This is a genomic window from Chryseobacterium sp. 27AL (genome assembly GCF_057815395.1).
The window spans coordinates 1-14,000 of sequence record NZ_JBYRIW010000023.1; the positions used below are offsets into that span (position 1 = coordinate 1).

Consider the following 14,000-nt stretch of genomic DNA (forward strand, 5'->3'; position numbering starts at 1 on the left):
AAGCAGATACCACATCGCCAACAGGCAGTTTTCCGTCGTTGTTTCTTCCGAGTGTAATCCCGTACTTCAATGCCAGGTAGCTGTTGAGCTGGATACGCTCGATTGCACTCATGTTCTTTCTGTACACAACGAATTCACCGATTAATCCTTTGAATGGATTAAAATCGCCTGAACCTCCACCAGCTACATCTCCTAAACGTATTGTTCCACATCCGGTATATCTTGTATTACCTGTAAAATTTAATACATTATTTCCATTGATGAGCATATTTGATCCTTGATACTCGGTACTTCTGAAGGAAGCCACATTGATCGTTGCATTTGCAGAATTACCACCGCTGTAGCCAATCCCTGTATTGTCATTGGCAACCTGAGTAGTCGTTATTGATCTCTCATCAAAGATTCCACCAAGATCTGTTCCCCAAACGTCCTGTACTTTTACTTCATCCGCTTTGTATATGATAGCCACATCTGCTTTACCCTCAGAGTCTGCGTCTGTGCGCTTAATACTGGTTTGGCTGAAGCCCCAAGTCCATTCGTTTAAGTTAGTAGTAGTAGGTCCAAACCTCGCTACCTTGTTGAAGTTTAATGTATTTCCTAAGGTCATCTGTCCACGAGATATCCCTGCGCAATCACTAATATCCCATCTAAGATCCTTATCATTAGGACTCTGGTCTTCCCACTTTGTAGTACTGGTAAGACCTGCATCTCCGCGAAGCCATAATGCTTCACCTCTTACCCCGCCCGGTGACTGTTCGTAGAAAGCAAACGTCATATAAAAGTTTGATCCCGATACATTTACTAGAGAAGCAGGAACGCTGAATTCCAAATAAGAGATTGAATTGATGATTACCGTACCACTAGGATTACGTAGCTGGTACGTTCCAAAGTTTGCATCTGTACTGTATAACAGACTGCTGCTTACCGGAACTAATCCGGTAACCGTACTCGTAGTCACCGGAACCAACACCTGAACATCCTGGTTCACGTTATTGGTATTCTGCACTTTCCATACCCTCTTAAGCCTGCTGTTGTAGCCGGAAATCCCAGTAAAATCAACAGTATTATCCATATCATTATCCCCCCACATCAGGAACTGCAGGTTGTTAAGGTTTCCGGTATTGGCTGCGTTGGTTGCTGCTACTGTAGAAAGCCCCATAATAAGCTGGTAGCCACTATTTACCGATTGGGATTGCTTCTGAAACAAAGCCGAAGCTCCATCTTTTCCGATTCCGGCGATGTTGTTGTTATAACCTGTATTTAAGTTATTATCCCAAAATTTAGTAGATCCATTTGATGCAATATAATCCTGACTCAGACTTACTCCAGTTTTAATTGCTAAATAACTCTGTACTTTTTTGATGTCATCTGCATCCAATACTTTATTATATGCAACAAATTCGGAAAGTTTACCTACAAATCCAGGATCATTTCCTGAAGCAATACCATCGTTTCCAAAAATATATCCCCCAGATCCTAAAGCGTAAGAGTTCGATACATTATTAACAATTGTTGTTAAATTCTTATATCCATTGATTCTATTTGCTGCTCCATTTTGAGTAAATGTCACAATTGACTGAATATTATCCGCTAAAGTATATGATGCTATAGCATTTCCAAATTCCCCTACTCCAGCAGTTGACCAATGAAACTGATCGTATGGGTCTGCTGTATAAGAAGGATTTGTGTTAACTCCAAAAATTTGTGATCCACCTGATATTCTAGATGACATAAACCAAGTTAAGCTTCCATCAGCACTGAAGGGAGTAGCACCTGGGTCATAAAGAGCATTATTCGTTGAGGTAAAATCAAGATACGGATTAAAATTAAATGTATCTCCCCCAAGAATAAATTTAGGTCTGTAAGCCTCTGCACTGTTAACAACTTGCCGGCCATCCACCTGATTAACCCAGTTTGTAACCTGATTGGTAGAGACAGTAGTTATACCAGTATCAGCTTTGTGCCAAATTCTAAGTCCATCAGAAACTCCTCCAGGAGCTGTTACAAATCCTGCAAAACTGAAGAAGTGTCCTGAAGTAAACCCATCCAAATCCGTATCTACCTCTGCTACGTAATACTGCACTCCTCCCAATGATACTTGTGTCATAGACTTTCTGGTATCACTGCCATCAAAGGTTGCATCAGCACTGATTAATAATGATGGTTGAGAAACAACCAAAGGCAATTGCGCAACCGGTATGGCCACTTTTATCGTGCCTATTGTTCCTGTCTTCTGAATTTTCCAGATTCTAGTCATCCTGAAATTGGAGCTTCCATAGGCAAACGGTGTTGCAAAAGAGGTACTTCCTGCATCAGAGCCCCAAACCAGGAAGCTCTTATCTGCCGTAAAGCTGTTGACATTGTTGGCATTGGTGTCGGCAATATCACCATTACCAATCACCGGCTGTATTCCTCCGTTTACCGCCTGAGACTGTTTCTGGTTCAAAGCAGAGGCATCGTCTCTACCGATACCGGCGATGTTGTTGCTATACGTACTATTTGCAGTAGCATCCCAAATTATATTACTTGCTGAATTTACATAATCCATTCCTGTAATAGGATCATTTGGTGTAAGCGACAAATTATCTAAGGCAACGTCAACACTAACTGTTGCAGTTGACGTATCGGTAAATTTAATCGTAAAACTATGCCCATTACCATTGAATGGCTGATTTATGTCATTTCCTGCATTGATAACTTGGGTAGCTATTGTAGCATTGGTAACATTGTCTATGATGTCTAATCTCACTCGCATGGTACCCGGATCGCTACCAATACGGATAACCTTACCTGTAATAGCATAACTTGTTGTATTCTTTGTACTTATAGATTGACTTATAACACCGTTAGGTGTAGTATTACTTCCGTTAAATACTGCCATTCCGCTATATGCACCTACATTACCAGAAGTAGTCCAATAATTTAGATTGGAGTCAAAGTTTCCGTTATTGAAATTATAACTCGTGCTTTGATCAAGAGTTACACCATATTTTAAAGCCAGATAAGAATTCACACGCTTTCTTTCATCAAGTGAAAGAGGCGAATTATAAGCGAGTATCTCACTTAGTCCTGAGTTTCCTGTACTCGCCTGCCCAGGATATGCTAATAAAAAGTTACTGCTCCCTGTAGAATAATAATTTCCTCCTCCTGTATTATATGTACCTGTTGGTTTTCCCTGTAAGTACATTCTCATATTTGGGCCCTCTTTCCATCCTTCTATTAAATTGGAAACCCCGTAGAGAGGTGTATTCGAAGAAGCTGCCTGATAGCCATAAGGAGCTGCAAAGTACTGATTATTGTTACTATGAAAATATAAAGTAGAAACATTACTACTATTATTCGCCGTCTCCCCCCAAGGAACACAAAATTTTCCTGATACAGGTTGACCAATGGCAAAAATATCCATATTATCATAATTGCTTCCATTAGGATAAACCGGACTAGTATATGACATCCACCCACCATCAGTAGTTAACTGCGGATTAAAATTAGTTGTAAAATCACCATTTTTATATGTGATTGATCCACCCGCCAATGAAGCATTTTTTCCATTCATAGAGGCATCAGCCCAAGCGGTACCAGATGCAGAATAGTCTGCTTTCCACCAAGCTGCTAAACTCGCAGTAACTCCCCCCGGTGCCGTCACAAAAGCCGCAAAACTGAAGTACTGCACCGAACTGAAATCAACCGTTACGGTATAATAATTAATACCCCCGATGCTCTCCTGTCCCATCATTTTCACGCTGGTGTCGTCAAAGACAGTGGTCGCACTTACCAGTAAAGCAGGTTTTGTAACACTACCCGGTAGCATACTTACCGGTATGGCTACTTTTACAGTACTCACGGTTCCGGTTTTCTGTACTTTCCAGATACGAGCCATTCTGTTGTTCAGCCCGCCAAAGGCAAAAGCCGTGGCAAAATTGGTGCTGCCGGTATCCGACCCCCACATTATGAACGTTTTATCGGCACCAAAATTATTGCTGTTGTTAGCATTGGTGTCTGCGATATCCATATTGCCTATTATAGGCTGAATGCCGCTGTTTACCGACTGAGACTGCTTTTGGTTTAGTGCTGACGCATCATCTCTACCGATACCTGCGATGTTGTTTTGATAGGTAGTAGAACCTGTCCAAAAAATCGTATTATCAGATGCAAGATAATCTCCTTCTCGTATAGAGCCACTTAATAGTTCGTTAAGATTACCATCACCATCGTTATCATTTGATAATGAGCTAGCATATTTAACAGCAAAATAAGAGTTAACTTTTAAGCGTTCTATACTATTTAATACTCTAGGATATACAATCTGTTCTGTAATTGGACCGCTCCAAAATAATGACGGATCTGAATTACATCCGATACAAAGATTTTTCGTAATATTTGCAATGTAAGTCCCATTAGTTACACCATTAATGTATTTATTAGCTACATAGATGTTCTTAGCGCTATTTCCAGAACCAATAGTTGCGTCAAAGGTAAGTAATTCTGGAGTTCCCATCGAATATGAGCCAGCTGTTGTAATATGCCAACCACCAGAAAGATTCCCTGTCCACCATTCTCTAGTTCCATTATTATAGTACCAGTTCCATCCTCTACTAGAAGAACTGCCAGCATCTCTAGCACCAATCGGAGATTTATAGCTGCTATTATTCGTGAGATTATGCATGGAAAAGACTGTAATATTACCATTCAAATCTGTTGAATAAGGCACGGTCATATAATCATCAGTCCCATCAAACAGTAATCCTGGATTGAAATTAATAACATTGTTACTAAGTGTTGCCTGATAAGAAGGGTTCGTTTGAGTGGCGTTATTTCCATAAATACTACTATCCAGCCAAGATGCGCCAGATACAGATCTGGCATCGGCTTTCATCCAAACCGTTTCACCCAATACCCCTCCCGGAGCCGTTACAAATCCCGCAAAGCTGAAGAACTGCCCTGAAGTGATGTTAAGATTAATAGGATCTGTCACATAGTAGTCGATCCCACCGATCGTTTCTTTCTTCATTAAGAAATTACTATCTGAGCCATCAAAGGTGGCATCACTACTGATCAGTAAGGTAGGCTGGGTAACCGCACCCGGCCACATACTTACCGGGATGGCTACTTTTACAATACCTACGCTTCCGGTCTTTTGCATTTTCCAGATACGGGGCATTCTGTAGTTCAGCTCATTAAACGCAAAAGGCGTTGAGAAAGTAGTGCTGCCTGTATCGGATCCCCAAACCAGAAAGTCACCGTCCACGCCAAAGTCATTGCTGTTACTGCTGTTCGTAGCCGCAAGGCTACCCTTTGCAATAATCGGCTGGAAGCCGCTATTTACGGATTGCGATTGCTTTTGAAGTAATCCCGAATCATTGTCCCATCCGATACCGGCGATGTTTTTATTGTACCCGCTGTTATCTGTTTTATTCCAGACTGTGGTACCATCTGAGAGATTGTAATCGGAAGGTAGTGTTGTTCCATATTTAATCGCCAAGTAGGATTCAATCTGATTTATTTGAGCAGGTGTCAGTGAGCCGCGATATACCAGCATTTCTGCAATATCAGTAGAGTTAGACGAATAATATCCTCCCCCAATCTTCAAATTTATAGGCGAACCATTATTATCAGTAGTTGTCAACAACTGTGTTCCATTGTAAGATAATGTAGATGCACCGGAAGTACCTGTTACAAAACTAGCCCTATATATTCCATAACCGTTAATTGCCGCAGTCGTATTTGTACTACCACAATTGAAGTAATTAGACCCCATAGATCTATGGTTATTTGCAGAACTTGAACCAAATATCATCCGGTTGTTTTCTCCTCTTCCGTTTGCTACAGTAAAAATCGATACATTAGAATATGTACCTCTTGCAATAGACAGATTCGTATCATAGTAGCCACTACTACCTGTGAAAATAAGAGCAGGGTTAAAGTTAGCCTGATTATTATTTGATACAACGGTACCCGTTTTGGTAACTGTGGTACCTAATGGCGAACGGTCTATCCATGACGCCCCGCCATCATCTGCTTTAAGCCAAAGCGAGAGATTGGAACTCACCCCTCCGGGGCCTGTCTGCGCCTTGAGCATGTTACTACAATATCCTGTCAATAAGCAGAATATTGTCATTAAATAAATTTTGTTTTTCATTATAAGATTTTAATAGTATTGTGTTATATTCTTTTGAATACACTACTGTTTATACAATACCATTAAAAGGGGGAGGCCGCGAGAAGTGAATCGTTAATATTCCTGAGACAGGGCTAGGCGTGATAGCATAAGACACACGCTCCTCTTCCCTGAATATAATATATTTTTCAAAGCTGAACCTTTCGTATACTGCAACATATTTTACAGAAGGATTGCCTGTAACAACTGCTATACTACCATTATTTCCTCCAAGTCCCAATCTATACCTGTTCTCTGAAGAGGGTAAAGTAATGGTTTTGGAAGTGGCTGGGTCTAGCGGTTTATGAACATTCTGAGCTTTTGCAGGCTTCTTCAGTTCAGCATATTTTCGATTGCTTTTCTTTTTATCTAAGAAGAGATTCTTATTGTCAGGAACTGTTTTGATTGAATTTTCAGTGATGTATCCATCATCTTCCAGTCCGGATACGGTGACTCCGTCTTTTACGTATACGGAAGTCCCTTTTTCTATGTAGATTCCGATTTCGTCTCCGGAGAACGTCTGAGCATTTAAATGTAAGCTAACAGTAAGAATAAAAAAGCATAAAAAAACCTCAACCTTACGGGAGAGTCCATTTTTTGGGCGTTTTTTCATTCGTTGTGTCATGCTTTTCATCCTGTGTAAAAAAGTAGTTCAACTTGGACTACTTTTAAAATTAATACACTGTAAATCAATGTTCTCATTTAATTTCATGCAAAACACAGGGCGAAGTTTCGCAGGTAAAAAAGCGCGAATTTTTAACCAAAGCGTTTTATTAGTAATAAATTAACTTATTAAAAAACAATTGTTTATTATTTGGAGGTAATAAAAAATTGTTTACATTTGTAGCAGAAAAAGTAGTCCAAGTTGAACTACTTTTTTACACACGATGAAAAAAGCAACACAACAAATGAGAAGAACCAAAAGAAAGGCGGTATCCCATTATATCGGGAAGCTTTTCTACTTTTTCATTATTGTTGGTTTTCATCTACACGCACAATCATTCTCCGGAGGCGAAATCGGAATCTACATAGAAAAGGGAACTTCTGTATACGTAAAGGATGATGTCATATTATCAGGCCTTAAACATGATGGAAACATTTCAATCAGGAAATTTTCTGATAACAAAAACTTACCATTAAATAATAAGAAAAGTAATCGAAAACTTGCCGAACTAAGGAAGCCCGCAAAAACTCATAACATTCATAAGCAAGTAGACCCAGAAACTTCTAAAACCATTAGTTTACCCTCTTCAGAGAATAGGTATAGATTGGGACTTGCAGGTAGTAATGGTGGTATAGCCGTCGTTACGGGTAATCCTTCTGTAAAGCACGTTGCAGTATACGAAAGATTTTGCTTTGAAAAATATATTATATTCAGGGAAGAGGATCGTATGTCTTATGCTACCACGCCCGGCCCTGTCTCAGGGATATTAACGATTCACTTCTCGCGGCCTCCCCCTTTTAATGGTATTGTATAAACAGTAGTGTATTCAAAAGAATATAACACAATACTATTAAAATCTTATAATGAAAAACAAAATTTATTTAATGACAATATTCTGCTTATTGACAGGATATTGTAGTAACATGCTCAAGGCGCAGACAGGCCCCGGTGGGGTCGCCGGTGCGTCACTCTGGCTGAGGGCCGATAAGGGCATCAATAGCGTGGAGTATTTTCAGGTTCCTGCGGCTAGCCGTACGGCGAGCAGCAGTTATCCTGGATTCCCTCCATCCAATTCCATACTTACATCTTCTAATGCTTGGGCGGCAAGCTCGGCAGCAGCAGATCATAGCCTCACACTTGATTTAGGATCTGTACAAACTGTGTATGGTGTTGTAACAAAAGGAAGACAAGATGCAGCCCAATGGGTCACAAGCTATGTAGTAAGTTACCTAAATACTGCTACCAATCAATATGAAGATATTGGTACGTTTTCGGGAAATACGGATCAGATTACGGAAGTAATAAATATATTTCCATCTGCCGTTACGACAAGTTCCATACGTATTACGGAGAAGACGTGGAGCGGGCATCCCTCCATGCGTGCGGATGTTATTAAGAACTTGAGTTCTGTTTCGGCAGACAATTCAGCAGCAACTGTTTGGAAAGATCAGAGTAGTAACGGAATGTATTTCATGCAGAGAAGTGCAACTTCACCGGTGTATCTAAATTCCGGTGCGGCAGGAACCAACTTCAATCCTGTTGTAAAATTCAATGGAAGCAATTATTTCGAGAATTATGTATCTGTACCTTCCGCAAACAGCACTAATTATACAAAGTTTGCGGTATTTAATACAACAGGAAGTACAGGGAATATTATTTCTGCCAAAAGCCCAGGGAATTCTGCATTCTACTTAAATGCAGGGAGCCTATATATGTTTAATAATGGAAATATAGGTACTGCAAGTAATGCCGTAACAGTAAGTAATAACATTCCGACCATTGGAACTGGAGTCTGGAGCAATGGAACGGCCAACGGGTCTTATGTAAAAGCCAATGGTATATCCGGGGCAACATTTACAAACTCTACCGCATATACTACAGGAAGCTTACAGATCGGTGCGTATCAGTCAGGTACGTATATTCCGGCTTCTTCCACCATAGCGGAGAGCATTGTATTCAGTTCTGCTTTATCAGCTCCTCAGGTCAATAAAGTAGAAAGCTATCTGGCCATTAAATATGGTATTACGTTAGGCTCAAGCTCAGCGCCGGTTGATTATACCTCTTCTGATAATACGGTTATATGGACTGGTGGTTCTGCTCCTAATAATTATCAGAACAACATCGCCGGTATCGGATGGGACAATGATTCGGGATTACTTCAAAAGCAATCGCAATCCGTAAATAGCGGCTTCCAGCCGATTATTGCAAAGGGTAGCCTTGCGGCTACGAACAGCAGTAACAGCAATGACTTTGGCGTGGACGGTGACTTCCTGGTTTGGGGATCCGATACAGGCAGCACTGCTTTCTCAACGCCTTTTGCATTTAATGGGCTGAACTACCGAATGTCCCGTATCTGGAAAGTACAGAAAACCGGAAATGTAGGAATGATAAAAGTGGCAGTACCCGTAAGTATGTGGCCGGGTGCCATTACCCAGCCTGCTTTATTGGTCAGCAGTACAACTACTTTTAATGCGACGAGTATTAATGCGATGGTAAAGGAGCCGATTGGTGGTATAGATTATTATACCGTAACAGTAAATGCCAATGACGTACAGTACTTCAGCTTTGCGGGTCTTTTAACGGCACCGGGAGGAGTACAGGGAGTATCACTTTGGTTAAAAGCTGATAACGGAGTTTCTTATAACAGCAACAATTACGTTTCTACATGGAATGACCAGACAGCCAATACAGCTATAACGACACAAGCCACCTCAATGAATAGTTCAAATGCGAGTGTGGCGGACAATTCGATTGTCTGGAGTCCAGGTGCTGTAAACTTTAATCCGGCGGTTGTGTACAACTATAGTTCGGGAAGAAGATTGCAAGGTTATACATCCAGTACCTCAACATGGTCAGGTGCTTTAACTATATATGGTCTGGCTGCTCCAACAGGTGCTGGTTCATTTGCTGGAATATTTTCTTCCCAATTTAAAACTTTAGCACGGGAGAATAATTCAAGTGGCTGGGTATGGGAGACAGATTCCAATGGAAATACCTATTATGGTGCACAGACAATTGTACCATTAAATCAGCCAAGTGTAGGAAACGGGATTTATAAAGATGATGGTTTATTGAATAGTAGAATTTACAGGGACGGGACTGACTTTACTAGTGGATCACCTGCTAATTCAAGTTCTACTCCAAGCAATTTTTTTGAGATTGGAGGAAGAACTACAGGAGGTCAAAACGCGCGGGTTATGGATGGCAAAATCCCGGAAGTGATCGTTTATAATGCAAACCATTCATTATCTCCTTTAAGTATGTTGCGTATTAACAGTTATCTGGCTATTAAATACGGAACAACGCTATCCCGTAATAACAATGGTAATAATACTCCTGGAGAAATAATTTCCGGAGGCGTTAATGAAGGAGATTATATAGCTTCTGATGAATCAAAATTCTGGACTTCTGATGCTACCTATCAGAACAATATTGCTGGTATCGGTAGAGATGATGCTTCAGCATTAAACCAAAAGCAGTCGCAGTCTCAAGTTGTCAATAATGGTGCCCAGCCTATAATAGGAAATATGGATATTACAGATACCAATGCCAACAATGCAAACGGATTTGCTGCCGATAAAACCTTCATGATGTGGGGATCAGATACCGGCAGCACCAACTTTGCCACAGCTTTTGCTTTTGGCGGGCTGAACAGCAGAATGACCAGAATATGGAAAGTACAGGAAACCAAAACCGTAGGAAAGGTAAGAGTAGCGCTAAAAGTAAGCGACCTACCGGGAAGTGTAACCAAACCTACCTTATTGGTAAGCGGGGATACAACGTTTGACGGTTCCGATGATAAGTTCTTAATGACCGAAGAAACCATCGGAGGAGTAAAATATTATGTAACAGATATTAATGCTGACATCAACTTATCTTCAGGGCAATACTTCAGCTTTGCGGCTTTTGTGACGGCACCAGGAGGAGTGTTGGGAGGAACTGTGTGGTTAAAAGCTGATTCAGGTGATTCATCCCTATCAGGAACCAATGTAACTACATGGAGAAACCAATGGAATGCAGACAACAATTTTTCAGGAGTTAGTAATCCTCAGTTTGTACAGTCCGGAATGAATTTTAATCCTCTAATGAAGTTTTCAGGAAGTAATTATTTCCAAAGTGCTTCTGCAGTGCCTGCTTCTAATGGTATAAACTATAGCAAGTTTGCAGTATTTAATAGTACAGGGAATGGAAATGTTATTTCAGCCGGAGGAAGCGGAAATTCAGCATTTTATATAACAAGCGGGAATGTTTCTTTATATCACAACGGAAATATAGGAAATGGGATACCAATAACAACCAATACGGGAACAGTTGCATCAGGTGTATGGAGCAGTGGGACATCTAATGGATCATATGTAAGAGCCAATGGTAAATCAGGAACACCTTTTACGAATTCCACAAGTTACACCACAAGTGTTTTACAGATAGGTGCTTTTCAGGCTAGTAACTATATACCGAACCTCACAGTTATTCCGGAGAATATTGTCTATGAATCTGCATTATCAGTATTGAATGTCAACAGGATAGAATCCTATCTTGCTATTAAATATGGTATTACTTTATCCAGAGATTCTGATGGTGATAATACTCCCGGAGAGGAAATAGTACCTTCAAGTGGTATTTATGAAGGAGATTATGTAGCTTCCAATGGATTAACAAAATTCTGGAGTACTGATGGAACTTATCAGAACAACATCGCCGGAATCGGTAGAGACGACGCCTCTGCCTTGAACCAGAAGCAGTCTCAATCAGTAAACGGAGGAATCCAGCCGGTGATCGGTAATGGTGATATTGCGGATACCAATGCAAATAATGCCAGCAGCTTTACGGCAGATAAGAGCTTCCTGGTTTGGGGTTCTGATGCAGGAAGTACCTCTTTTGCAACACCGTTTGCCTATGGAAGCTCCAATTTCAGGATGACCCGAATCTGGAAAATTCAGAAAACCGGAACGGTAGGTACTGTAAAAGTAGCCATACCGGTAAGCCAGTTGCCGGTGAGTGTAACCATGCCGTCATTATTGATCAGTAATGATGTAACCTTTGATGGCAGTGATGCCAGAAAGGCTATGACACAGGTATCATTGGGAGGAGTGCAGTATTATGTAGCAGAGGTAGATACCAATGTAGATGGATTTACTTCAGGGCATTTCTTCAGCTTTGCAGGTTTTGTAACCGCACCGGGTGGAGTTGCCGGAGTTGCATTATGGCTAAAAGCAGACGCAGGAACCAATACAACAGCTAATAACGGAACAATAACAGGCTGGATTGATCAGAGTGGAAATAACCGAAACTTCGGTGCAGGAAGTGGGGCAGTTTTGTTTAAGACTCCTGTTGGCACTCCAGGATTTAATTTTAATCCATCAATAAATTTCAGCAATACATCGGTAGCACTTTATAGTGGTAGTTCATTGTTTCCTCCTCCTCCAGCATCGAGTGCAACATTATTTGGAGTAAGTAATGCTAATGCTCTTACATTCCTTAGGGTTCATTATAATGGTGAAAATTTTGATTATGCATATTATGATTATCCAATCTTTACGAGTACTAGCATTTTTGCAAGACCAAACTCTTCCAGTGCAGTAGCCACTAGTATTGCCGGTAATTCATCTAATATAGGACGCATTTCTGTTGCCACCATGTCAGGAGGAACATCTGTGAGTCTGGCTATGAATGGAGGTGCTGCAAATACTGCTACTGGATATTATAACACCAACAATGGACCAATGATCATTGGATCCAATAAATGGGCCAGCGGAGATGATTATAATCCGGCAGTTGGAAATATACCGGAGATAATTGCTTACACAAATTTATTAAGTGCAGCCGACCAGCAGCGGATTAACTCTTATCTTGGTATCAAGTACGGAGTTACTTTAGATCAAAGTATAAATCCTACTGGTCAGAATTATCTGAGCTCCAATTCGAGTGTGATTTGGAACGCATCTGCTGATAATAATGCATATAACAACAACATCGCCGGAATCGGAAGAGACGATGCTTCAGCATTGTTGCAAAAGCAGTCTCAATCAGTAAACACAGGATCTCAGCTTATTATGGGGCTTTCTACGGTGGTGGCTACCAATGCAGCCAATACCGGAACGCTTAATAACCTGCAGTTCCTGATGTGGGGGGATAATAATGCAGCCAATACAACTCCATTTACAGGAATTTCCGGCTACAACACAAGGTTAAGCAGAGTATGGAGAGTACAGAATACCAATGCGGTGAACCAAAATGTTCAGGTATTGGTGCCACTTACGCTTGTCTCTTCCAGCAGCAGCTTATTATGCGGTACCGATGCTGCCTTTTCGGCCAACACCTACCAGGTGTATAACCCGGCTCCGGCTACAGTAACCATAAACTCGTTGGTTTACCGTGTATTTACAGTTCCTGCTGTAATGGTGAACCAAGCTTCATTCTATATGACCCTGGCTTTCTACGAGCAGTCACCGGGCGGGGTAAGAGATGAGATCTTATGGCTTCGTGGTGATACAGGCCTTACCAATACGCTTTGGGAAGATCAAAGTCCTGCGGTTAATAATAATGACCTCCAATTTAGCACCTATGCCTGTAATGAAAACCCAAGAGGGGAGATGGTATTAGGAAAAACCCTTAACTTCAACCCTACAGCAAGATTTGGAAATAACGATCAATGGACTTGGGGATATACTGCTGCCAATATTGCCTATGGACCTAATACAAGTGCAAATGAAAAAGTAGATGTAGCCATTGTGTATAAGACTGACGGAGCGTATGCACAGGACGTATGGGGTACCGATTGGGGAGGACCGATGGATGAACGTTCGCTAACAACGACACAGGTAGCCAATGGCAATACAGGAGTTGGTTATAGCGGAGGTAATTCAGGGGCTGCTACGATCAATGTGGCATCTTTCAACGGAACAGCTCCGAGCGGATCAAATGTATTGATCAATGGAAACAATGTGCTTAACTTTACAGGTTCTACGAGATTTGAAGGATGTACAAGCATTCGTCTAGGAGACATAAAAGGAGCAGGGAATGTCCTGAAAGGTTTGGTAGGAGATATGGTCGTGTACAGAAAGAACATGAGTGCAATCGAGCGTATCCAGCTCAACAGCTACCTGGCATTGAAGTACGGGATTACACTCGGAAGAAACAACGACGGAAAACTGCCTGTTGGCGATGTGGTATCTGCTT

Annotated in this window: 4 protein-coding genes; 2 read left to right on the forward strand and 2 right to left on the reverse strand. The window is 41.1% G+C overall.

From position 1 onward, the window contains the following. Together AC3WV0_RS17955 and AC3WV0_RS17960 are read right to left on the reverse strand one after the other, a co-directional pair. Positions 1-6,139: DUF8202 domain-containing protein (locus tag AC3WV0_RS17955; protein WP_488847467.1), on the reverse strand; the 6,139-nt coding region annotated here is incomplete at its 3' end. A gap of 49 nt (positions 6,140-6,188) precedes the next feature. After that, a complete protein-coding gene (locus AC3WV0_RS17960; protein ID WP_488847468.1) occupies positions 6,189-6,770 on the reverse strand; it encodes a hypothetical protein in 582 nt (193 codons plus the stop codon). A gap of 274 nt (positions 6,771-7,044) precedes the next feature. Here AC3WV0_RS17960 and AC3WV0_RS17965 point away from each other — a divergent pair, with 274 nt between their 5' ends. Further along, the gene (locus AC3WV0_RS17965) at positions 7,045-7,635 is read left to right on the forward strand and encodes a hypothetical protein (RefSeq protein ID WP_488847469.1); all 591 of its coding nucleotides are present in this window, start codon (positions 7,045-7,047) and stop codon (positions 7,633-7,635) included. A 49-nt stretch (positions 7,636-7,684) separates the two neighbouring features. After that, positions 7,685-14,000, forward strand: a 6,316-nt coding sequence (locus tag AC3WV0_RS17970; protein ID WP_488847470.1) for a DUF8202 domain-containing protein, incomplete at its 3' end; no start/stop codon positions are given.

Coding starts and splice junctions, on each gene's coding strand:
- AC3WV0_RS17965 (WP_488847469.1), top strand. CDS start 7,045: ATGAAAAAAGCAACACAACAAATGAGAAGAACCAAAAGAAAGGCGGTA.
- AC3WV0_RS17960 (WP_488847468.1), bottom strand. CDS start 6,770: ATGAAAAAACGCCCAAAAAATGGACTCTCCCGTAAGGTTGAGGTTTTT.